The following is a 22,777-nucleotide window of genomic DNA, read 5'->3' on the forward strand; positions in this document are numbered from 1 at the left end:
ATGGTTGAACCGAATTGGGATTATTTCATCAACGCTCCATTGGACCAAGGAACCATTCGGTTTGAAACGAAAACTGAGAGAGCCCTGCACGCACGAGTTGTTGCAGCAGAAGCCAACTGGATGGAAACCAAAACCTGCGAACAACTCAGTATTTATTGGTCTGCCAGAAGAGATCTAGATGCGTTTCGAGAAGGGCGGCAACAAGCAAAGCAAAAGTAATTCTACTCACCAACCGCAGATCAGCACGCCTTGGTTTAATTGCAAAAAAGAATTGAACCCATCAATCTTCGTAATATAAATAACCTAGATGAACAACACAAGCTACTTGGCCCAGTTATTGTATAATGAAGAAATTACCTCAAAGCTTCGATGTATCAAGACTATACGGCAATTGCAATCCTGTTATTAACAGCAGTACCCCTTCTGGCTGTTGCTGCAACCGTTTTCTTTTACGTTAGAAGTAACGATAGAAAAACTCCTCTTACCCGAGAAGATTTTTATCGTTGATGCTATCAACATAAATCAATCTCTTCAGCGGTTAGTCCAAATTCTGTTCATGATTTGCATACCACTGACAGCTTGCCAGAGAAACAATGTGAGCATTCCCATGTTTAACCCGACATGAGCTTTGCGCGCCACAAGATTGCCACGTTGCATTAAGGGTGAAAGAGCGGAGGCTGCTGCAATCATTCCGGTCATAACAAGACCAACCAATAAATGCGGACCTACAAACAGCTTGCCGTTGTTCAGATAGGTCACCGCCATTCCACTCAGCGTTCCGAAAACCATCACGGCCATCAGAGCGCTGCCCCAGAGATAGTGCCTCTGAGCGAATTTTCCTTTAACGAGATCCTTGCGTTGCTCGGGGGTCCCTGTACGCACCTTCTTGGCCTTGATTCCCAAGTACATGGAGTAGCCGCCTGCGGCGAGCAACAGCCACATCATCAGCGGATGCACGAAGTTGAGGCCAAAAGACAGGGGCTGAGGCATCAAAAATCACACGACTGGTCGAAGGCTAAAACTGCAGCCCTCAGGTCGTGGACTCCCTCAACCTCCCGACGGTTCAGGTGATCAGTGCAGGAAGTGACGACGCCCAGTCAGAAGCATCGACAAGCCGAGTTCATTGCAGGCCTGGATTGAATCCCCATCACGCTTGCTGCCGCCTGGATGGATGACAGCCGAAATTCCATGTTCTGCAGCCAGGCGGACCGTGTCGTCAAAGGGGAAAAAGCCATCACTGGCCAACACCGCACCCCGGCTGCGCTCACCGGCGGCTTGGAGGGCGATCTGCGCAGAACCCACCCTGTTCATCTGGCCGGCTCCTACTCCGAGGCTCTGACCTTCGCTGGCGACGACGATCGCATTGGAACGAACGTGGCGTACTAATTGCCAGGCAAAACAGAGATCTTCGCGTTCCCTTGCGGTAGGGACGCGTTCAGTTGCCACGGTCCAATCATCCGAGCTCACCGGCTGATCATCAAGATCCTGCACAAGGACTCCACCAAGAATGCTGCGCACATGGTCGTGGCCGGCGGAATCAATCGAATCTGGGGAGAGTTCAAGCAAGCGCAGATTGGCTTTGGCGGCGAGGATCTCCCGCGCTTCGGGCGAAAACGCCGGTGCAACGACACATTCCAGGAAAAGACCCGTGAGTTCACGGGCAGCGGTTGCATCAACACAACCGTTCAAAGCCACGATGCCTCCAAAGGCGCTGACCCGATCCGCATATAAAGCCCGACTGAGTGCGGCAGCAGTGCCATCACCCATCGCCACCCCGCAAGGGTTGGTGTGTTTCACCACAACAGCTGCAGCGCGACTAGCGGGGTGACTACCCGTGGTGCCATAGCCAAATTCTCGGACCGTTGCCAAGGCAGCCTCCAGATCCAAGAGGTTGTTAGTGCTGAGTTCTTTGCCTTGCAATTGGATCGCTCCTCCCCAGCCCGACTTGGCGCTGTACCAGCTGGCATGTTGATGGGGGTTTTCTCCGTATCGCAGGCGTTGACGCAATGGCAAAGCTTCGAGCCAGGGAAGATCTGCCGCAGTTGGATCATCTGTGTCACTCAGCTCCGGCCTGACCTGCATCCAACGAGTAATTGCAGCGTCGTAAGCGGCAGTATGCGCAAAAGCCTCCACGGCAAGCTGGCGACGAACAGCATCCGAAAGTGCCCCACCTGAAGCATCCAGCGCTGCCAAAAAGCGGTCGTACTGATCCGGGGCAGTGAGCACAGCGACATGCGCGTGATTCTTGGCAGCGGATCGCACCATCGTGGGACCACCAATGTCGATGTTCTCGATGGCGGTGTCCCAGCTCACCGCTGGATCAGCCACCGTCTCCTTGAACGGATACAGATTGACGACCACAACATCAATCGGTGCGATCTCCTGAGCGATCAGATCGGCTTCATGGCTGGGATCGCCACGTCGGGCAAGGATGCCGCCATGAATGCGGGGATGCAGCGTCTTCACACGTCCGCCAAGAATCTCGGGCGCGCCGGTGTGATCCGCCACAGGAGTGACAGGCAGACCAGCCTCCTTGAGGACCTTGGCTGTCCCACCGCTGGAGAGCAACTGGTAGCCGTAACGATGATGCAAAGCCTCAGCGAGAGGCACCAGTCCGCGCTTATCGGACACGCTCAGCAGCGCAGTGGGAGCCATGGCAGCAGGACAGGAATGAGACCTTGGGCCAACCTACGCAGCAGCAGGTCAACCAGTTGATGCCTGATTCAGTGATTCATGCCGGTCGGGAACCGGGACGCATTCGCCTGGTGCTTCTGCATGGCTGGGGGGCAGATGCCGAGGATTTGCTACCGCTTGGCGATGGGCTGGCGGCAGCAGCAACAGTTCCTGCGGAATGCATTGGACTGCAGGCACCCGAAGCTCACCCAAGCGGTCAGGGGCGCCAGTGGTACGGCCTGTTCCCGTCTGACTGGCAGGCCGTGCCGTCAGCAACGCAACAGTTACGCCATCGCATCGAAGAACTCGACCTGGAGACGATTCCTCTCTCTCAAACGGTTCTGATCGGTTTCTCCCAGGGAGGTGCCATGGCCCTACACGTGGGTTGCGACCTGCCACTGGCGGGAGTGATCAGCTGCAGTGGCTTCCCCCACCCGGGATGGCAACCTCCGTCGAGCCGACCACCTGTGCTGCTGCTACACGGCCAGAATGACGAAGTTGTACCGGCTGCGGCAGCAGAGAGGCTGCTTGAACTCCTGAAGCCGGGATCCAATGAATGCAACCTGAAAACCTTCGCCGGTGGACACACCATTCCACTGGAAGCTCAGGAAGCCATGGCTAAATCGATCGCGTCCTGGCTGAAATAACCCAACCAGGACAACATCTCGCCTGATTCAAACGAAGGCGTATTCGTACTCTTCCATCTCTTCCCAGTCGTCGGAAGACAACTCAAGGCCTTCAAAGATCACCTCTTCGCCAACGCGGTCGACGATCGTGCGCAGCGAAGGGAAGAGAAAGTGATTTTCCTCCGCATACTGGGCACTGAACAAGCCCTTTTCACCCCAGAAAAAACGGTCGGTGGTGTGCTCATTGCGACGCACATTCAACAACGCTGGAGGAACAAGACATCCTTCAGCGATGAAGCGGCGGGCCGCTGTGACGGGCTTGTGTTCACCGGTTTCAAGATGAAAGGTGGCCACGTGGGCCAGAACACGCTGACCGGCAAGACGGCGGCGGCTAATCCGCTTGCGCTTCTTAGACATAAGGTTGCCTCCCGCAAACGGGAGCTGAGAGGTGGACTGAAGGGAGCTGTTGGGCTGAGCCGTTGGATGAGCAATGCCCTGATTGATCCGCAAGGGGAGAATTCAGGTCATCAGCGTTCGGACTGCGGAAATCCGGTGAAGGCCGGCTCGCAATAAGACACACTCCATTGCTCGCAACGACAAATGTCGACGTCAACAGGGGACCATCAACCTCTGCTGTAACCTTGGTGGCACGGAAAGTGCAACCTCAATTGGAGCAACGAAGGAGCAAGGCCTCCCAAGAGCCGTGCTGTCGGTCGCATCTCCAATCTTAAGACTTTTTCCCAATTTGGCAAGCAGTCCAGATGCTGTACCGCACGACCGTCTGTATTCCGTGATGCAGTTCGGCTGATGCAACTGTCCGATCGGTTCCTAGAGCTGGCTCAGCAGCAGCTGCAGTCTCTTGCGGTCGAGACGGCCATGGCGCGTCTTGCCCTGTATGTCACCGATCGTGAACAGGGCTCCACTCCGACCCTGACGCTTGTGGCTCAGTGGCCTCTCGACTCAGCACTGCCACCAGCCATTGCCGAAGACCCCAGCCTGCGCAGCGTCGCCCAAGAACGTCGCTGGTACCCCTTACGCCACGAGAACATGCTTCTAGGCGTGCTGCGTGCCGAGCAACAACCGCTGCCCGGCAGGCGCGTCGACCATGACCCTCGCCTGCAGATCTGCGCGGAAACGCTCGCTTGCATTCTCGGTCTGGAACAAGATCGCCGACAGCTTCATCACCAACTGGACGAGCAACGCCAGCAACTGAACCTGGTGGTGCACCAACTGCGGAACCCCTTAACGGCTCTGCGCACTTACGCCCAGCTTTTGCTGCGTCGCATCGGCCCAGACGATCAGCAGCGCTCATTGGTGGAAAGCCTGATTCAGGAGCAGGATCAACTGAATCGTTATCTCCAGTCATTAGACCGGATCGGTAAGGGCGAGCTCAGGTTGGAGGCGGATGCGTCCACACCTCTGCTGCTACCACCCGTTCCCGTGGATGCTCCTGATCTGACCGTGGCTGACCTGCTCAATCCTCTGATCCAGAGGGCTTCTGCCACAGCAACCCTGCAAAATAGGCCCTGGCATGGCCCTCATCAGTGGACTGCCTGGACCAAAGCCGCTCGCCCGGCCGCCGATGCCGTGATGGCTGAAATCGTGGCCAACCTTCTGGAAAACGCCTTCCGCTACAGCCCGGCTGGCTGCGCACTGGGCCTGAAGCTCATGAACCATGCCATCTGCGTCTGGGACGCAGGCCCCAGCATTCCCGCCACGGAGCACGAGCGCATTTTCCAGCAAGGAGAACGTGGCAGCAACAGCACCGATCGTCCAGGCTCTGGACTAGGTCTTTCGCTGGCCCGTCGCCTGGCGGAAAACCGCGGAGGCTCACTGAACCTTCACACCGAACCGAAGACGCTGGATGCAGATCTGCCTGCGCAGGGCAATGCCTTTCTGCTCAAGCTGCCGGCAACAGAGCAGGAACAAGCAACGCAAAACCCAGCAGAGTGAGCGTTTCGCAGATCATCAACGTGGCGCCATAGCTGTCGCCGGTATGTCCCCCCAGACGACGGCCCAGCCACTCAGCCGGAAAAAGAGCTGCACAGGTCCCAAGCAACGCAACACCGGCCCAGGCGATGAGTAGCCGAGGCTCTAGCCCCCACACCAGCAGGCCTGTGGCAAGCAACAGCAACAAGGTCGGGTTGCCTTCACGCCAACCACCCCAGTTGCTGCGATGGAACGCCGCAGTCCCCGTATCCTGCTGGCGCAGGTAAGGGAAGCGGCCCATGGCCCAAAGCGGCGAGACCCTCGCGAAAATCGCAGAGACCACCAGGGCCGCAGGAGCGAACCCACCCAGCTGAACCAGCGCTGAAAACTGGAGCAGCAACGCGATGAACGCCGCCTGAACCCCACTGGCCCCGACACGGCTGTCATCCATGGCCTCGAGACAACGACTGTTCCCGGCAGCCAAACCGTCGGCCGTGTCCATCAGTCCGTCCAGATGGAGCCCACCTGTGAGCAATAGACCAAGAGCCAAGACTGCAGGCGCGATCGCCACAGGTGGCCAATTCAGAGCACTGAGCAGCAGCCAGAGGGCTGCCATCAGCCCGCCGACCACGGCTCCGATCCAGGGAGCAAAACGGGCAATGCGCTCGAAACGGGGTACGGGCCATGGCCAGCCGGGGAGCACTGAATAAAACACCCAGGCACCGGCCAGATCACGCAACCAAGTGGGAGAGGCAGACCGCAGAACAGCGCAGATCAGGAAGTTCACTCACCGTAGGGTCAGAGGTCGGGCGGAGGTGCGCGTGTTCGACTTCAAGATCAGCGCTCACTGTTCGCGCACTGAAGCGCGCTGTGCAACCTTCTCAACCCCGCATGGAGTCGTCGATACGCCGCGGTTCATGCCGGTGGGGACCCTGGCCACCGTGAAGGGGGTCAGCACGGACCAGCTGGCAACCACCGGTGCCCAGATGGTGCTGTCAAACACCTACCACCTGCATCTGCAACCGGGCGAGGCGGTAGTGGAGGCCGCGGGTGGGCTGCATCGGTTCATGGGCTGGAATGGACCGATGCTCACCGATTCCGGTGGATTTCAGGTCTTCAGTCTTGGCGATCTCAATCGCATTGATGACCAAGGCGTGGATTTCCGCAATCCACGCAACGGCAGCCGCATCCTGCTCACCCCAGAGCGATCGATGGAGATCCAGATGGCACTCGGGGCGGACGTGGCCATGGCCTTCGATCAATGCCCCCCTTATCCGGCAACCGAGAACGATGTGGAGGAGGCCAGTCGTCGAACCCATGCCTGGCTGGAGCGCTGCGTGAGCGCCCATCAGAAGTCCGATCAGGCCCTGTTCGGCATTGTGCAGGGAGGATGTTTCCCACACCTGCGTGATGCCAGCGCCAGGGCGGTTGCCGGCTTCGATCTGCCGGGAATTGCCATCGGCGGAGTCAGCGTGGGCGAGCCGGTGGACGACATGCATCGGATCGTGCGCCAGGTCACTCCCCTGCTGCCGAATGATCGCCCTCGCTATTTGATGGGGATCGGAACTCTGAGGGAAATGAGCGTTGCCGTCGCCAACGGGATCGATCTCTTCGACTGCGTCTTGCCGACACGGCTTGGCCGGCACGGCACAGCCCTGGTGGGTGGGGAACGCTGGAATCTGCGCAACGCCCGTTTCCGCCACGACCACACACCGCTGGATCCAAGCTGCCCCTGCCAGGCCTGCCTTCAACACAGCCGCTCCTATCTGCACCACCTGATCCGCAGTGATGAGCTGCTGGGGCTAACCCTGCTCAGCCTGCACAACCTCACGCATCTGATCCGCTTCACCACCGCCATGGGGCAGGCGATCAAGGACGGCTGTTTTTCAGAGGATTTCGCTCCCTGGGAAGAGGACTCCCCGGCTCATCACACGTGGTAGCGTCCGCTCACTGACCGTTTTCCGACTGGATGGCTGCTTTCTCACTTGATCTGCTGGCCCAACTTCCAGAGGCCTATCAGGCTTTCGGTCCGCTGGTCGACATCCTCCCAATCATTCCTCTGTTTTTCTTGTTGCTGGCCTTCGTCTGGCAGGCTTCAGTCGGTTTCCGCTGAAGCGTTCAGCGCTCTTGCTTCCCGCGACACAGCACCGACCAGGCGAAGTGAGGCAGCGCGATATAGCGCCTCCAGCGGCTTGGGTCTTGCAACAGTCTGTAAAGCCATTCCAGTTGCAAACGACTGGTCCAACCTGGGGCACGTTGCTTCAAACCTGACCAGACATCAAAGCTGCCGCCGACGCCCATCCAAAGACCGGGCAGCTGGTTGCGCATTCTCTGAATCCAGATTTCCTGCAGTGGCACCCCTAGTGCCACAAGCACCAGATCAGGGCTGAGTCGCCGCAACCTTGTTTCAAGCTCCGGCCAAGCACTGGCGTCCTGATATCCGTGTTCTGCGAAGACAAGCTGCAATTCAGGACTCTGTTGAGCAAGGCGGTCACACAGCCTTTCCATCACTTCAGGCGACGCTCCGACCAGTGCGACTCGCCACCCATGGGCTTCGGCGTAATTGAGCAACGACCAGGCCAGCTCGATTCCTGGACTGCGTTTAACCCTGACGCCCTGGCGAGCGAGAGCCCAGACCACCCCTGCCCCATCAGGAACCACAAGATCCGCGGCGCGGATGACACCACCCAGGTCGATGTTGCGGCGCGCAAGCATCGTCATCTCTGCATTCAGCGTGACGATCTGACCTCCACCCTCCGCATGCAGGCCGATGGCTGCGGCTGTGACATCCCTGCAGGCATCTACGGGAATATCGAGAATGTGGCAACGACGTTGATCGCGCGGACCCGTTGTCAGTACTTCCATCCGCGTGTCCGCTGCACGAGAGAATCTAGATCCGGTCGCGTTAGCCACCATGGTTCTGTCGAACCCGACCCGTGAAGAGGATCAGCTGCGGGCGCAACGACTGACACAGCTCGACCGCTCCATCGAGCGGGTGGTGCTGCAGCGACAGAACCCGATCAGTGGGCTGCTGCCTGCCAGTACGGCCCACACCGTTCATGGCAATTACGGTGACGCCTGGGTTCGTGACTGCATTTATTCGATTCAGTGCGTCTGGGGGCTGGCGATCGCCCACCGGCGCCAACAAGGCAGCTGTCAACGTTGCTGGGAGCTCGAACAGCGCGTCATCGACCTGATGCGCGGATTGCTAAACGCCATGATGCGTCAGGCCGAAAAAGTGGAGCGTTTTAAAAGCAGCCTCGATCCACTGGATGCTCTGCATGCGAAATACGACAGTGCCAGTGGATCCCCGGTCGTTCCTGATGATGGATGGGGGCATCTGCAGCTGGATGCCACATCACTGTTTCTGCTGCAGCTGGCCCAGCTGAGCTCCAGTGGTCTGGCTGTGATCCATAACCGCCACGAAGCATCCTTCATCCAGAACCTGGTGTACTACGTGGCCAGGGCCTACCGCGTTGCTGATTACGGAATCTGGGAGCGGGGCGACAAGGGCAATCACGGCCTGCCGGAACGAAATGCCAGTTCGATCGGCATGGCCAAAGCCGCACTGGAGGCACTGGACGGGGTTGACCTCTGCGCGTCCCACGGAGACGGAAGCATGCAGGTGCTGATTCCCCACGGTGCTGTGGTGCGTCTGAGACGAGCCCTGACGGGGCTGCTGCCGCGTGAATCAGCAAGCAAAGAAGTCGACAGCGCCTGCCTCTCGGTGATCGGCTACCCCGCCTGGGCGGTGGAAGACCGGGCGCTAGTGGAGCGCACCAACAGGCGGATCAGGCGCGAACTGGGAGGTCCCTACGGCTACAAACGCTTTCGCAGGGATGGTCATCAAACGGTGGTGGAAGACATCACCCGGCTGCACTACGAGCGTGAAGAACTGGCCACCTTTGAAGGAATCGAATCGGAATGGCCACTGTTTCTCGCCTACGAATTGGTCACCGCCTGCTTCGAGCAGCGCTGGGACGAGGCCAACCTCTGGCGTGAACGTCTGCAGGCACTTCAGGTGGAACGCGATGGAGAACGACTGTTCCCAGAGCTCTACCTCGTGCCCGCCGAACAGCTGGAGCTGGAACGGCGGGCACCCGGGAGTCAGCGCCGCATTGCCAACGAGAACGTGCCGCTGCTCTGGACCCAGAGCCTCGCCTGGATTGGAGAGATGCTGCTGGATGGACTGATCAAGGCGGAGGATCTTGACCCCTGTGGACGGCGACTGCCCGCCACGCTGGGAGCAGACACAGTGTTGGTTTCGCTGGTTCCTGCAACTGATGCCGTCGCGCGACAACTGCAAAAGCTCGGCTTACCGGTCAGCGATCCAGAATCCGCTGACCTACCGGTGCTGCCATCTGAGGCCCTACGAAAACGGTTAGGCAACGTTGGCGCCGACGAGGCCCTTGGTCTCAGCGGTCACCCACCACTGCGACCGGAAACAGCGGTGACGGCTCGCCTCTATCGCCAAGGCGAACAACAACTGGCTTTTCTGCCGGCAGTACTGGAGGAGGGCACGTTCTTTCTCAGCCATGACCCACGACAGCTGATCGAAAGCATCGTCAACGAGCTGCACCTGCTCCAACGGCATTGGCAGGGCCAGGGAGCACCCCTGCTGCTGATCCCCGTGCAAGCCGCTCTGCTGGAAAGACACGAAACGCTTCTGCTGGAACTAACCCAACGCCTGCAGAGCGGCAGCGTCGAAGAGGTTGCTGTGGATTTCGCTGATCTTGAGACCCTGGCCAGCAAAGCCCAGTGGTTAACACTGCATGATGAGCGAGAGAAAACGACCGAGCCTGACAAAGCAGAACAGGCAGCTGAACTGCTGCAGGCCTCCACAGACCTGAGTGACCTGACAGCGGCCCAGGAGCAGGAACTGGATGACATTCCCCTGGGAGAGCTACGCCAGAGGCTGTGGAGCAGCCATTCGCTAAGGGAACAAGCGGAAGTTCTGGAGCTGTTGACGCAACGACTCGGTCAGCAGGCCATCCTCAGCGGACCCAAGGGAACTCCAGTTGAGCTGTCCACCCTGCTGCAGGAGATCTATCGCCGCGGCCTCAGCCAGGAGGACTGGAACGTGGCCAGACGCTGCGCCGGGGCCATGGGTCTGGTTCATCCTCAACTGGAAGACGCACTCACGGACCTGCTGAGCCGCCAGAAACAGGTCGTGATCGGTCGCAACTACAGCAGCGACTCCCGGCTGACCAGTCCTGTCTCCAGCCAGTCGATCGCAGCACTGATCGACCGCACCTGCGGCAGTGACGGACGCGAACGGATGCTCCAGCAGGAGTTGTTGCTGGCACTGGACGGGATCGCCAGGCGTGAACCGGGCATGATCCGAGGCTCTCTGACTTTCCAGCTCGGGCAGTTGCTGCTGCTGCTGACCTCAGAGCTGGCCGCCGAGCTGCAGTGCAGTCAGGACGAAGCCTTTGAAGCCCTTTGCGATGAACCTCCTCACCGCATCAGCCTGCGCCTGCGCACGGTACTGGCCGACGTTGACCATGCCAGAGCCGCCCTGCAACGTCGGGAACTGTTGCACCTGAGCGGCAAGGTGCAATGGAACATCCCCGAACCCCTGGATGAAAGCCCCAGCGGTAGCGACTGGTTGCAACACCGGATCCGCCTGGGCTCACTGCAGCAGGTGCCCAAAGACTTTTATGCAGGGATCTGGTCACTGCTGCACCACTGCCGTGGGTTGGTGATCGGCGACAAACTGGAGCGCCGCAACCGTCTGACCAGCGCGCTGGTTCGTGAAAAAACCCCGGGCGAACGCAACTTCGCCATTCAGGTGGAGCATCTGCTCAGTCGCATTGGAGCTCCGGAATACCGGCAGCTCTGCACGGAAAGCCTGCTTTCGCTGATGGCCTTTTCAACCGCCAATCCCGACATGCGCTTCGACGACGACATCGCTCTTGATGTGGTCATCGGCCACGCCGTGAGAGTGGGCTGGAGGAATCGCCATCCTGAGCAGAACACCGTGGACTATGCCCAGCACAAAGCCGCTGCCTGGGATCAGTTCTACCGGTCATCTCCCGCCGAATGCCGGCAGTGGCAGATCGAAGCCCTGAGGGAACTCGCGGATCAGGAAAGACTGCACTGATCCCAATCAGATGGGGGTCTCGATCGCAACACCAACGCCAGGCTGCTCCACTGCCTGTTCAATCAGATCAGCCAGTCGCAGGGCTCTCGAAGCCTGCTGACCATCGACTGCCGGAGTCTCTCGTCCGCGAACACATTGCAGAAAGTGTTCGAGCTCGGCATACAGAGGCTCAATCGAGGTGGTGCTCACCTCTTCAATGAAGCCGTCGTTGCGGTAGAGCAGCTCTCCGTGATCCGCGGAGTACCACTCATGGGCCCGGCGGTGGATGTGGAGGTTGTGATTGAGGAAGTCGGTTTCAACAAGGCTGGCTCGGCAATGCGCACTGAGCGTCCGGATCTTGCGATGGCTCATCTTGCTGGCCGTGAGACTGGCCACCACACCGTTTTCAAACCCGAGCGTGGCGTTGACGTAATCGATCGGTCCCTCCGAGCTGCGACCACCCGCCGCCGCCAGTTGCACCACCGAGGAACTGGCCAGTTCGAGCACCAGATCCAGATCGTGAATCATCAAATCAAGCACCACGGACACATCGTTGGCACGATCGGCATGGGGGCTGTGACGACGGGCCTCGAGCACAACCACCTCTTCGTTGGCCACCACCTTGGTGAGCTCACGGAACGCGGGATTGAAGCGTTCGATATGGCCCACCTGAAGCAAGCGGCCCACTCGGCTGGCAGCATCAATCAGGGCAGCGGCCTCCTCCTGGCTGGCGGCGATCGGCTTCTCGATCAGCACGTGAGAGCCAGCCTCCAGGCAAGCCAGACCAACGGAGTGATGCAGGAGGGTCGGCACCGCGATGCAGACCGCCTCAACCTCCTCGAGCATGGTGCGGTAATCAGAAAACCAGCGACATCCGAACTGCTCGGTGGCCAGAGCCCCGCGTTGAGCGTCAGGGTCGGCAACACCAACCAGATCGGCGTCCTTGAGCAGGCTGAGCACGCGCGCGTGATGCCAACCCATATTGCCGATCCCGATCACGCCGACCTTCACCGGAACCATGGCGTCGGTCATCAGTGGGACTGCACGAACCGGCTGATTATCGGTGATCAGTGCAATGGGGAGTGAATTACATCAATCCCTGGTCCGGATTATCGGGATCGATCGGCAAATCCGGCTCCTCAATGAGGACCAAAAGCACCCTCACAATGCGGGGACCAGCCATGGCAACAATCTCGAACTGGATGTTGTGATGGCGCAATGCTTCGCCCGGTGAAGGGATGTGCTGGAGCCGTTCCAGCAGGAAGCCGGCCAAGGTGTGATGGTCACTGGCTTCCGGGAGATCCAGCTGCAGCTGGCGATTCAGCTCAACAATCTCCAGATCTCCTGCAACAAGCCAGGTTCCCGGCTGGCCCTCCATCGGCACCAGGTCTGGTTCATCGGTTTCATCGTCAGGTTCATCGCCAACGATTTCTCCGGTGAGGTCTGCTGCGGTCACCAGGCCCTCCGTTCCGCCATGTTCATCGACCACCAGCAGCAGCGGGTTACCCGAGCGGATGATGGCCAGCAGATCAGCAAGATTGCTGGTTTCCGGCACCGTCTGCGCAGGCATCAGGTAGGGCTCAAGCCAGGAGTCTTCGCGCAGCTCCCCTCGAGCGATCGGCTCGGCAAGACGCCGCAGATCAAGAACTCCCCGCACATCATCCAATGACTGACCGATCACGGGGAAGCGCGCATGGCGGGTGCGATGCACCGCCTCCATCAGCTCCGCGAAACGCACCTCAACGGGGAGGGTGACCATGCCGGATCGCGGCACCATCACCTCACGGACTTGAGTGTCGTGCAGAGCGAACACACCCTCGAGGATGTTGCGTTCGTCGGGTTTGAGACCGGTCACCGCGCCACTCTCGATCAGGGTCTCCAGCTCGCCGGCCGTGAGGGCAGGAACTGGTGCATCCCAGCGCTGGGTGAGCCCTACGAATCGCAGCAACAGCGAAGCCAGGCTGTCGAGTGCCGACAACAGTGGACTCAGCACCCGGATCGCGCCCTCGAGCACAGGTCCAAGCTGCAAAGCAGCGAACTCGGGACGGCTGAGCACCCAGGCCCGTGGAAGCAAGCCGGCAACCAGGGTGGCCAGCACGACCAGCAGCAAAAACCAGGCGAGATCCCACCAGCGGCCAGCGGGAACCTCCAGGGGCCACCAGCGCTGACCGAATCCACGACCGATCCAGCCCAGGGCTACCAGCGACAGGCAAGCCCCGAACTGTGTCATCAGCAGAGCAATGCGCAGATGCCGCTGCAGTCGCTGCACCGACTGGGCACCAGGGCGGCCCTCCTCGCTGAGAGCCTGCACCTGACTTGGCCTGAGCCGCAGGAGAGCCACCTCAGCAGCTGAAAACAGAGCCGGAAGAACCAGCAGCGCGATCAGCAGCAGGGTGCGCATTGGAACCAAACGATGGGGGTCGCGGGGATCGAACCCGCCTTAGGCGAATTATGAGTTCGCTGCATTCACCAGATTGCTAGACCCCCCTAATCCGTGGGTTTACCACAGGGCACGCATCGGCTGAAAGGCATCCTCGTCCTGAATGAGATCAGGGGATGGGCTGCCACTGAAACCGTTGGGAATATCAACCGTGCGCCAGGGAATCGGATCACTCTGATCCTCAAGCAGCATCGTGTAGGTGTTCTCGACAGCAGTCCCGTCCCAAATAATCGTCTGATCAGGGAAACCGAATCCCATGAAGCGGTTGCCCTGAGGCCCGGCAACGGCAATGCCCAGCAGGTCCGTGACCTGGTGCAGGAGATCCACACCCCTGGCATAAGGAGCTGTCCAGCTGTAAAAGCGCTCTTCCATCAAGGCTGAAGTGCTCTGCACCGGCCCGCAACGGGTGACCTCAACCGGTGATGGAGTTACATCTCCTGCAGAGATCGCAGTCGAAGGAGCCTCCAATGTGGTGGAGCAGACCACCGGTCGAGCCACTGCAGCTGCCTGAAATGAACTCAGTGACAGAAGCAGAAGCAAAGTTCTGAATCGAAGCCTGTCCAAGGGAGGAGGCACCACTGAGCGCAAACTAGGCAGAGGATCCGCGAAGCACCAGCCCCATGCCCGTCAATTCCGACCCATCCATGGATCGCCAGGTCCTGCTGGACCGACTGGCCCGGGAGGCTTATCGGCACGGGCAGTTCACCCTCGCATCGGGTCGCAGCAGCGAACACTATGTGAATTGCAAACCGGTGGCCCTCAGTGGCAGTGGCCTGGCACTGCTCAGTCCCGCCATGCTGGCCCTGGTGGACAACGATGCCGCCGCCGTTGGAGGGCTCACGCTTGGGGCCGATCCCCTGGTGAGCGGGGTGGCCATGGCAGCAGCGCAGCAGGGCCGTGATCTGAATGCACTGATTGTGCGCAAACAGGCCAAAGGCCATGGCACCGGTGCCTGGCTGGAAGGCCCATTGCCTGCATCAGGTGCCCTAGTCACGGTGCTGGAGGACGTCGTCACGACCGGTGGGTCCTCGATCCAGGCTGTTAACCAGCTGAAAGAAGCCGGATATTCCGTTCGGCGCGTGGTCACCATTGTGGATCGTGAAGAAGGTGGTGAGGAGGCCATGGATCAAGCGGGCCTGGAACTGGTCAGACTGTTTCGATTGAGCGAGGTAGCTGCCAGAGCCAAGGAGCTTGAACAGTGATGAGTAGGGATCAGGACGCAACAGCATTGATCTGGGATGCGCGATTCCCCCTCATCCGTCTTGAGGGCCAAGGATGCAGCAGCTTTCTGCATGGCCAGACCAGCGCCAGGGTGGATGGCTCCACCCACGGCGATCTGATCAAGGCCTGTTGGCTCAATGCCACAGGCCGCGTGCAGGCCCTGCTTGAAATTCGCCTGGATTCGGCTGGCGCCGATGTACTCGTGCTCAACGGAGACAGCAGCAGTGTCGCTGGCGGTTTTGATCGGGTGATCTTTCCCGCAGACCAAGTGCGGCTGGGAGAGCAGCGCCAGCAGCGCCGGATGCAACGCCTTGAAGCTGGCAAGGCGCCCGACTTCACCCAGGTGATCTGGCTGAGTGAAGCCAGCGAGCCACCGACCTCCTGGGCAGAACTCAGAGCCTGCAACGCCACAGAACTGGAATGCTGGCGGAACAAGCAGGGCTGGCCGCTGGGAGATCAGGAGCTCACTGGAGACACCAATCCCTTTGAACTGGGTTTGTCCGATTGGGTCGAGCTGAACAAAGGCTGTTATCTAGGACAAGAAACGGTGGCCAAGCTGGCATCCCGCGGTGGTGTGAAACAGCAACTGCGTTGCTGGCAAAGCACCTCTCAAATTCAAAAGGGCCTGAAAAGCGGCGATCAGCTCAAGCTGAATGACTCGCGTGCCGGAATTATCACCAGCGTTTCCAAAGATACGGAAACAGGAAGCAGTTTCGGCCTCGCCCTGGTCAGGCGTCAGGCGCTCGACGCGGAAACACTGCAAGCGGGAGACAGTGATGTCGAGGTCTCCATCGCACGACCCAGTGCCTTCTGCGACCCGCCCGCTCTAGGTTGAGAGCGACTGTCGGCTTCGAGCATCCATGCAGCCACCGCCCAGGTGGCCAAGCCATCATCACGGTTGTAGGTGAAGATCCAGCGCAGAGCCTGGACATGCCCACGGTCTTGCGGTCCGGTGCCACGCCACTGCCTCCACCAGAGCAGCGCCCTTGCACCATCCACCCCAGCCTGACTCCAGCTGAATCCAAGCCAATCGGCCACTGTCTTCAACCCGTAACTATTGAGGGGAAGTCGCCAGTGAGTGCGCAACCGGGCATGCACATCGACCAGCCGGCAACGCAGGGCCTGTCGATCCTCATCACTGACGGCCTGGCGTTGGGCCATCTTGCACAAAGCCAGTGACTCCGTCTCTCCGTAGTGCAAGACGGGCCAGCCCTCAAAACGGTTCAAAAATCGCTTGATGCGCTGCCAGCAACGCCCCTCACCATGCTCCTGCAGCATCAACAGAGGGTGATAACTGGCTCGATAAAGAGCCCAGCGGCCGTCGGGATCCCGGGGTAGGCAGACAAATCCATGCAGAAAGTCATCACGGGCATCCGGGTCTGATTCGATGTCATAAAGCAGCACCCCAGGCGCATGCCTTAGTTCTGGCAAGGCGAAGGAATCGGCCAGAGCCTGCGCCTGCCCATCCCGCTGGGCTCGAGCCTGAGCTACGAGGGGAGCCGCCACGGCTCCGTGTTGCTCTCCAAATCGCTGCAGCTGCTCCGCCAGAAGATGCGGATCAGCATCAGCAAGTGCGTTCAGGCCATCAATCCCCAGCTCGAGGAGCATCTCCCGTCGCTTGGCGCCAATACCACTGACCTCACTGAGATGTCCAACCCGGCGGGCCTCGGCGTTGCACACACCTCGCCAGCTGCACAACGAACACTTACGCCGGTCAGAGGCAAGCGGAGGTGGGTCTGTCCGCTCCAGATCAGATGCCAGTTTGCGCAGAGCCTCATCCAGCTGACGCTGCAAGGACTCACCGAGAGCAACAGTTTCCTTCTCGAGATAGCGGCCTGCTCCCGCCAAAGCCAGCCCGTCCTTGACGGGAGCGTCCTGAAACAGAGCGAGCAGACGAGCTGCCAACGCCAGCTGCAGTCGATGCTCCCTGGTGAGTCGTCGCCCCTGCCTGGCCAAGACGGGGCGATAAATGTAATCACCCCAGCGACTGCGACCGGGCTGGCGCTGCAGCAGAACTGGATGCGCCTCGATGCTGTATCCCTCCGCAGTGCGTCCACGCAGCCTCAGTCCCACCACACCGACTTCACCCCGCTCGCAGGCAGCAAGCCCATGTCCAGGCTTGTGAGGCAATAACGCAACAAAACTGCGTTGCTGATCATCAAGCTGGAGGGTGCGATGGGCGGTGTAAACCCTCTTGCCCTGATCACCATGGCGATCGAGCCAGGCCCGACGCCGGCAGCGGGACCAGCTGCGCAGCAGTCGGTCGGTGAGTGGCTTGTCAGCAGAAGGGGTGTCACCCATGGCCCAAGGTTAAGGCGGCCAACTGCTAAATCCAGATGGACTGCAGGCATGCCATGGCGTCGGCTCCCCTCCCTCTGAGCGCAGCTCCGATCCGTTTTGGCACCGACGGATGGCGAGGAATCCTCGGGGTGGATATCACCGTGGAGCGGTTGCTGCCAGTGGCGGCGGCCGCGGCCAAGGAACTCGCCCATCAAGCACCGGATCAGCTCAACAGCAAGACGGTGGTTATCGGCTACGACCGACGTTTCCTGGCACCGGAACTTGCGGAGGCGATCGCGTCTTCCGTGCGCGGGGTTGGCTTGGAACCCCTACTCACGAGCACTCCTGTTCCCACTCCTGCATGCAGCTGGACCGTGGTGCAGCGCCGGGCGCTGGGAGCCCTTGTGATCACGGCCAGCCATAACCCGCCCGAATGGTTGGGTTTAAAGATCAAAGGACCGTTCGGCGGATCCGTTGACGGCACGTTCACTGCCGCGGTGGAGCGGCGATTGGCTGCAGGCAGCATCAACGTGCCGGTTGCGGGAGAGCTGCCACGCTTTGACGCCCGCAGCGAACACCTTGAGGGGCTTCGAACCAAGCTGAATCTAGGCGCCATCAGCTCTGGGCTGAAGGCCATGGGCCTGCGGGTGATCGTGGACCCGATGCATGGCTCTGCGGCAGGTTGTGTGTCTGATTTGCTCGGAACCGATGCCGAGGGCCTCATTTGCGAGATCCGCAGCCAGCGTGATCCTCTCTTCGGTGGCTGCCCTCCGGAACCGCTCGCTACTCACTTGCAGAAGCTGATTGCTGCGGTTCAGGCTTCCAGTCGCAACGGGCAACCAGCAGTGGGTCTGGTCTTCGACGGTGATGGCGACCGCATCGCAGCAGTCGATGAGCACGGTTGTTTCTGCAGCACCCAACAACTGATGCCACTGCTGATCGATCACCTCGCCGGAACAAGGCAATTGCCTGGAACCGTGGTCAAAACCGTCAGTGGCTCCGACCTGATGCGTCTGGTGGCGGAGGACCATGGCCGGCAGGTGCTGGAGCTGCCTGTGGGCTTCAAATACATCGCCGCAGAGATGCTGGCGGGTGAGGTGCTGATCGGCGGGGAGGAGTCGGGAGGCGTTGGCTTCGGCATGCACCTGCCTGAACGCGATGCACTGTTCGCCGCCATGCTCGTGCTGGAGGCTCTCGTTCAGGGAGGCAAGCCACTGGGAGCTCGAATGCAGGCTCTGCGTCTGCGCTGTGGAGGTTCGAGTCATTACGACAGGCTTGATCTGCGCCTGGCAGATATGGCGTCCCGCCGACGCCTGGAGCATCTGCTGTCAACCCAGCCTCCGGCTGAAGTCGCAGGACAAACCGTGTCGGAGGTGATCACGACGGACGGTGTGAAACTGAGGCTTGGTCCCAGCCACTGGTTGATGCTGCGCTTCTCCGGCACTGAACCCCTGCTCCGGTTGTATTGCGAAGCACCCGACAGCAATCGTGTAGAGGCCGTGCTCGCCTGGGCCCGCAGCTTTGCGGAGAGCGCTTGAGCATGGAGACGCAAAGCCTGGTGATCGCCAGCGGCAACTCCGGCAAGGTTCGGGAATTCGAAGGTCTCCTCAGCGGACTACCACTGACTGTGAAAGCACAGCCTGAAGGGTTAGAGATCGAGGAAACCGGTAGCACCTTCACCGCCAACGCCCGCATCAAAGCGCTTGCCGTGGCTGCAGAGACCGGGGAGTGGGCTCTTGCAGACGACTCCGGTCTGAGCGTGGATGCTCTGGATGGAGCTCCAGGTGTTCACTCCGCCCGCTATGCACCCAGCGATCCAGAACGGATCGCACGACTGCTGCAAGCGCTCGAATCTGCAGACAACCGCACCGCCCGCTTCTGTGCAGCGCTCTGTGTGGCAGCACCGGACGGCATGGTGTTGCTCGAAGTAGAGGGCCAGTGCAAGGGTTGGATTACTCGATCACCGAGGGGTGATCAGGGCTTCGGTTACGACCCGATTTTTGAAGTTGAAGGCACACAAAAAACGTTCGCGGAAATGTCTTTGAAGGAGAAAAAAGCCCACGGTCACCGTGGTCGTGCTTTCAGCTTGCTGGAACCACGCCTGCGCCAACTGCTTTCTCAGCAGTGAAACCCGCCAATGCACGGATTGTGACGAGGTGCTGACAAACAGTTCCTGTACGGTGTGATCTGTCGCTGACGAGGTCGATGGCCATCGCCATGACCACCGGTTACAGCGCACAGACTGAAGGCGCTCTGCTTTGCATCGAAGCCGCCTCGGACTGGGCCCTGACTTGTGTTGACCAACTTGCTTCCGCTGACAGCCATGTCCTGATCGATTACGGAGCTGCCGATGGCGGCACGGCCGTGGGTCTGTGGCACCAGGTCCTGGATCGCCTGCATGCCAACCAGCCCCAGGCCCACCTCACCCTGATTGGCAATGATCTGCCCAGCAACGACAACGTTGCCCTGGCTGAAAATCTGGCACTGCAGATTCCGCGCACTCCCAAGCCCACCGTGTTGGTGAGCGCCCGCAGCTTCTATGAGCCATCGGTGGGTCCCAACACGGTGAGCTTTGGCTTTTCCGCCACAGCGATGCACTGGCTGAGCGAGTCGCCAGGGCCGCTGAATACCCATACCCACGTTCTGGCATCCGGTGATACCGATGCCCTGCAGCGTTTCACGGCGCAGGCGCTCAAAGACTGGACTTACGTTCTGGAATTGCGCAGCAAAGAGCTGAAAGTGGGTGGTCGCCTGCTGACGGTGAACCTGTCTCGCGATGGAGAGGGTCGTTACCTCGGCCACAACGGCGGTGAAACCCGCAACGTGCACGACCAGCTGCATCAGATCTGGAAGAGCCTTGCTGACGAAGGCGTGATCACTGAAGAGCAGTACCGCACGGGAACGGTGCTGAACTTCTACAAGTCACCCGAGGAGTTCATGGCGCCGCTGAAAGATCAGAGCTCGGCGCCTTACCGCAATGGTCTGCGTCTGGTGGATGAGCGCACGGTGTACGTCAAGTGCCCTTACCGCCGCCGCTGGGAGGAGAACGGCGATACGGCAGCGTTCGCGGCTGGACTGATGGCCACGATCCGCAGCTGGAGCCGACACAGCTTCGCCAGCACTGCTGGAGATGCCGTGGCAGATGAGGTGTACAAGCGCCTTGAGCAACGCATCGCGGACGCCCCTTCCGAGTGGAGCCTGGATTACGTGGAGCACCACCAAATGATGGAGAAAGTGGCCTGATGACAACCACAACCCGACCCGCGCCAGATGTATCGGTGCTAGCTGAACATGTCTCCGAGCATCTGTCGGTGTTCGTGGTGGCCGAGAACACCGATGCGCGCCGCCCGGCCAACGGCGGCCTGCGTCTGCTCAATTACCCCAGCGATGAGGCCTGCATTGCTGACGGAGAGAGACTTGCCGGGCTGATGACCCACAAGCACGACCTCTATGGCACCGGTTTCGCCGGCGGCAAGATCGTGGCGCGCGCCGCCGAACCGGAGGCGGTGAAGGACGAACTGATCAGCATTACCGCAGAGCTTCTGGAGTCTCTGGACGGAGCCATGATCACCGGCTGTGATCTCAATACCAGCCTGGAGGATATGGAGCGCCTGACGGAGCTCACTCCCCACGTGCTGGCAGCCGTTGGCAGTCCTGTGGATGCCAGCGCAGCAACGGCTCATGGCACCCTCGGAGCAGTTGAAGCCGTGCTCGAATCAACCCTGGCTGACGCGAAACCCGGCCGCGCGCTGGTGCATGGCTGTGGCGCCGTCGGCGGAACTGTGGCTCGCGTGTTGGTTCAACATGGCTGGACAGTATTCACCGTGGATCTCAGTCCAGAACGTTCAGGCTTCCCTGGTGCCACACCACTGCCTCAGGACTGTCCCTGGTGGGAGCTGAAGCTGGATCTGCTGCTGCCCTGCTCGATCTCAGGTCTGATCAATGCTGAGATCGCCTCTGGCCTGAGGGTCAAATCAGTGGTCCCAGCAGCCAATGCTCCCTTCCAGAGCACTCAGCTCGCCGACGACCTGCGTCGCCGCGGCATCCGGGTGCTGCCGGATCCATTGGTCAATGCCGGTGCCGTGATCGCCGACTCAATCGAGCGCTTCTCACCCAACGCCTGGAAAGGTGCAGGCGCGGAGGATGTCTACGCCTTCGTGCGCAGCGAGGTGCGCCAAAGAGCCACTGACTACCTCAATCAGCGCGATCAGGGCCTCTCGGTTGGAGCAGCTCTTGTGGAAGTCACCGCCGAACGGGAAACTGATCCGATCGGGCTCAGCTTCGGAGACGTGGCATGAGCTCCGCCGCTCTTCCTTCCCAGGCCGAGGTGGTGATTATCGGCGGAGGCATGGCAGGTCTCAGCTGTGCGGCGTCCCTGGCTCGTCGAGGCATCACTGACGTGGTGCTGCTCGAGGCCAAAACCCTTGCGCACGCCAAGGCCAGCAGTTACGGCGAAACCCGGATGTTCCGGGAGATGTATTCCGATCCCGTGCTCTGCCGTCTGGCTCAGGAGGCCAACAGGCTCTGGCGTGAGGAAGAGATCTACGCAGGAGAGCAGCTGCGCGAAACCCATGGGTTGCTGTTTTACGGCGAAAGCTGGGATGAGGAAACGATCGAAGGGTCGATCCCAGGGGCCCGCCGGGTGATGGACGAACAGGGCATCCCCTATGAGGCACTGAATGCCGATCAGATTTCAACCCGCTTTCCTCTGAAACCGAAAAGCGATTTCACCGGACTGTTTGAGCCCACCGCTGGGGCAGTGCGCAGCGACAAGGTTATTGCTCACTGGATCAGCATGGCCCGTCATGCCGGCCATCAACTGGTGGAACACTGCCGGGTGGCGAACCTGGATGCCGACGGTGGCGGCGTCACTCTCGAGGATGGCCACCACATCGCCGCAGGACAGCTGGTCGTGGCCTGTGGCATCTGGAGCCAGCTGATGCTGGCTCCGCTTGGACTCGCGCCAAAACTCGAAGTGTGGCCGATGCTCTGGGCTCATTACACCGTGGACCCTGCATTGGCGGATCGTTATCCGCAATGGTTCTGCTTCCAGAAGGAACGCGGCGATGACGGAGGCCTGTATTACGGCTTCCCGGTGCTCAGCCACACCAGCGGCGGTCGGCCACGCATCAAGGCGGGAATCGACTGGGCACCCAGGGGGCTGCGTGTCGCAGAGCCCAATGCCATGACCACCGAGCCACCGGCAAGGCTGGTCGAACTTCTCGATACATTCCTGTTCAACGAAGTCGAAGGCGTGCAGGAACGGGTCGAAACCGTGATCAGTCCCTACTCGATGGCCAGCGACGTCAATTTCGTGCTGGACCGTCTAGGCCCAAAGCTGAGCCTGTTTGCCGGTGGCTCAGGCCAAGCCTTCAAATTTGCGCCCCTGATCGGCGACTCGTTGGCACGACTGGCCAGCGGTGAAACCCCTGCTGTGGATCTTTCCTGCTGGAGTCACCAGCGCGAAGCCGTCAGCGCCTAAAGCCCCTCTCGCCCAGAGATCTCCCTTGCCCGACCCATCAACCC

Annotated in this window: 22 protein-coding genes and 1 tRNA gene; 13 read left to right on the forward strand and 10 right to left on the reverse strand. The window is 60.2% G+C overall.

The window, feature by feature from the left end:
- A complete protein-coding gene (locus tag SIB42_RS01370) occupies positions 1-219 on the forward strand; it encodes a hypothetical protein (RefSeq protein WP_067093183.1) in 219 nt (72 codons plus the stop codon).
- Between the two features lie 312 nt (positions 220-531).
- Here SIB42_RS01370 and SIB42_RS01375 read toward each other — a convergent pair whose 3' ends face one another.
- Both SIB42_RS01375 and purH read right to left on the reverse strand, forming a co-directional pair.
- Complete coding sequence (locus SIB42_RS01375) at positions 532-990, reverse strand: DUF4079 domain-containing protein (protein WP_067093330.1); 459 nt, start codon at positions 988-990, stop codon at positions 532-534.
- 81 nt (positions 991-1,071) lie between these two features.
- Positions 1,072-2,655 carry a bifunctional phosphoribosylaminoimidazolecarboxamide formyltransferase/IMP cyclohydrolase gene (purH, locus tag SIB42_RS01380; protein ID WP_067093184.1) on the reverse strand — a complete coding sequence of 528 codons (1,584 nt, stop codon included), beginning with the start codon at positions 2,653-2,655 and terminating at the stop codon, positions 1,072-1,074.
- 59 nt (positions 2,656-2,714) lie between these two features.
- Between purH and SIB42_RS01385 the strand changes: the two genes are divergently transcribed.
- Positions 2,715-3,320: an alpha/beta hydrolase gene (locus SIB42_RS01385; protein WP_067093331.1), complete on the forward strand. Its 606-nt coding sequence runs from the start codon at positions 2,715-2,717 to the stop codon at positions 3,318-3,320.
- A gap of 27 nt (positions 3,321-3,347) precedes the next feature.
- Here SIB42_RS01385 and SIB42_RS01390 read toward each other — a convergent pair whose 3' ends face one another.
- Complete coding sequence (locus SIB42_RS01390; protein ID WP_067093332.1) at positions 3,348-3,716, reverse strand: DUF3155 domain-containing protein; 369 nt, start codon at positions 3,714-3,716, stop codon at positions 3,348-3,350.
- A gap of 390 nt (positions 3,717-4,106) precedes the next feature.
- On the opposite strand from SIB42_RS01390, the gene SIB42_RS01395 reads away from it, so the two are divergent.
- Positions 4,107-5,252, forward strand: a complete 1,146-nt coding sequence (locus tag SIB42_RS01395) for a sensor histidine kinase (RefSeq protein ID WP_067093185.1) — start codon at positions 4,107-4,109, stop codon at positions 5,250-5,252.
- On the opposite strand, the gene SIB42_RS01400 is transcribed toward SIB42_RS01395, so the two are convergent.
- Positions 5,200-6,006 (reverse strand): adenosylcobinamide-GDP ribazoletransferase, encoded by an 807-nt coding sequence (locus tag SIB42_RS01400; RefSeq protein ID WP_067093333.1) that lies wholly within the window; start codon positions 6,004-6,006, stop codon positions 5,200-5,202. The two genes, SIB42_RS01395 and SIB42_RS01400, sit on opposite strands and share 53 nt — an antisense overlap.
- Before the next feature lie 43 nt (positions 6,007-6,049).
- Here SIB42_RS01400 and tgt point away from each other — a divergent pair, with 43 nt between their 5' ends.
- Both tgt and SIB42_RS01410 read left to right on the forward strand, forming a co-directional pair.
- Positions 6,050-7,168: a tRNA guanosine(34) transglycosylase Tgt gene (tgt, locus tag SIB42_RS01405; protein ID WP_067093334.1), complete on the forward strand. Its 1,119-nt coding sequence runs from the start codon at positions 6,050-6,052 to the stop codon at positions 7,166-7,168.
- Positions 7,169-7,197: 29 nt separating this feature from the next.
- On the forward strand, positions 7,198-7,341 hold the full coding sequence (locus SIB42_RS01410) for a photosystem II reaction center protein K (RefSeq protein ID WP_067093186.1): 144 nt from the start codon (positions 7,198-7,200) through the stop codon (positions 7,339-7,341).
- Positions 7,342-7,346: 5 nt separating this feature from the next.
- Here SIB42_RS01410 and SIB42_RS01415 read toward each other — a convergent pair whose 3' ends face one another.
- Complete coding sequence (locus tag SIB42_RS01415; protein ID WP_067093187.1) at positions 7,347-8,093, reverse strand: WecB/TagA/CpsF family glycosyltransferase; 747 nt, start codon at positions 8,091-8,093, stop codon at positions 7,347-7,349.
- A 49-nt stretch (positions 8,094-8,142) separates the two neighbouring features.
- On the opposite strand from SIB42_RS01415, the gene SIB42_RS01420 reads away from it, so the two are divergent.
- Entirely contained in the window at positions 8,143-11,331 is a 3,189-nt protein-coding gene (locus tag SIB42_RS01420) for a glycoside hydrolase family 15 protein (RefSeq protein ID WP_067093335.1), read from the forward strand.
- 6 nt (positions 11,332-11,337) lie between these two features.
- Here the strand turns inward: SIB42_RS01420 and SIB42_RS01425 are convergent, their stop codons facing one another.
- From SIB42_RS01425 to SIB42_RS01440, 4 genes are all read right to left on the reverse strand, one after another.
- Entirely contained in the window at positions 11,338-12,342 is a 1,005-nt protein-coding gene (locus SIB42_RS01425; protein ID WP_067093188.1) for a Gfo/Idh/MocA family protein, read from the reverse strand.
- Between the two features lie 55 nt (positions 12,343-12,397).
- Positions 12,398-13,711: a hemolysin family protein gene (locus tag SIB42_RS01430; protein WP_067093189.1), complete on the reverse strand. Its 1,314-nt coding sequence runs from the start codon at positions 13,709-13,711 to the stop codon at positions 12,398-12,400.
- A 13-nt stretch (positions 13,712-13,724) separates the two neighbouring features.
- Positions 13,725-13,797, reverse strand: a tRNA-Ile gene (locus tag SIB42_RS01435).
- A gap of 13 nt (positions 13,798-13,810) precedes the next feature.
- Positions 13,811-14,143, reverse strand: a complete 333-nt coding sequence (locus tag SIB42_RS01440) for a hypothetical protein (RefSeq protein ID WP_369818419.1) — start codon at positions 14,141-14,143, stop codon at positions 13,811-13,813.
- A 227-nt stretch (positions 14,144-14,370) separates the two neighbouring features.
- Between SIB42_RS01440 and pyrE the strand changes: the two genes are divergently transcribed.
- Together pyrE and SIB42_RS01450 are read left to right on the forward strand one after the other, a co-directional pair.
- Positions 14,371-14,952 (forward strand): orotate phosphoribosyltransferase, encoded by a 582-nt coding sequence (gene pyrE, locus SIB42_RS01445; RefSeq protein WP_067093190.1) that lies wholly within the window; start codon positions 14,371-14,373, stop codon positions 14,950-14,952.
- A complete protein-coding gene (locus SIB42_RS01450; RefSeq protein WP_067093191.1) occupies positions 14,952-15,806 on the forward strand; it encodes a YgfZ/GcvT domain-containing protein in 855 nt (284 codons plus the stop codon). The genes pyrE and SIB42_RS01450 overlap by 1 nt, the downstream gene beginning before the upstream one ends.
- On the opposite strand, the gene SIB42_RS01455 is transcribed toward SIB42_RS01450, so the two are convergent.
- Positions 15,707-17,272, reverse strand: coding sequence for a TM0106 family RecB-like putative nuclease (locus tag SIB42_RS01455; protein WP_082824981.1), 1,566 nt, complete (start codon positions 17,270-17,272; stop codon positions 15,707-15,709). The genes SIB42_RS01450 and SIB42_RS01455 overlap by 100 nt on opposite strands.
- 53 nt (positions 17,273-17,325) lie before the next feature.
- On the opposite strand from SIB42_RS01455, the gene SIB42_RS01460 reads away from it, so the two are divergent.
- From SIB42_RS01460 to SIB42_RS01480, 5 genes are all read left to right on the forward strand, one after another.
- Positions 17,326-18,789: a phosphoglucomutase/phosphomannomutase family protein gene (locus tag SIB42_RS01460; protein ID WP_067093337.1), complete on the forward strand. Its 1,464-nt coding sequence runs from the start codon at positions 17,326-17,328 to the stop codon at positions 18,787-18,789.
- A 2-nt stretch (positions 18,790-18,791) separates the two neighbouring features.
- A complete protein-coding gene (gene rdgB / locus SIB42_RS01465) occupies positions 18,792-19,379 on the forward strand; it encodes an RdgB/HAM1 family non-canonical purine NTP pyrophosphatase (RefSeq protein WP_067093192.1) in 588 nt (195 codons plus the stop codon).
- A 77-nt stretch (positions 19,380-19,456) separates the two neighbouring features.
- Positions 19,457-20,494, forward strand: coding sequence for an SAM-dependent methyltransferase (locus SIB42_RS01470; protein ID WP_067093193.1), 1,038 nt, complete (start codon positions 19,457-19,459; stop codon positions 20,492-20,494).
- Positions 20,494-21,549 (forward strand): Glu/Leu/Phe/Val dehydrogenase dimerization domain-containing protein, encoded by a 1,056-nt coding sequence (locus SIB42_RS01475; protein ID WP_067093194.1) that lies wholly within the window; start codon positions 20,494-20,496, stop codon positions 21,547-21,549. The genes SIB42_RS01470 and SIB42_RS01475 overlap by 1 nt, the downstream gene beginning before the upstream one ends.
- Complete coding sequence (locus tag SIB42_RS01480) at positions 21,546-22,733, forward strand: FAD-dependent oxidoreductase (RefSeq protein WP_067093195.1); 1,188 nt, start codon at positions 21,546-21,548, stop codon at positions 22,731-22,733. The genes SIB42_RS01475 and SIB42_RS01480 overlap by 4 nt, the downstream gene beginning before the upstream one ends.
- The last annotated feature ends 44 nt before the right edge of the window (positions 22,734-22,777 follow it).

The organism is Synechococcus sp. MIT S9508 (assembly GCF_047303045.1).
Classification (GTDB): Bacteria; Cyanobacteriota; Cyanobacteriia; order PCC-6307; family Cyanobiaceae; genus Synechococcus_C.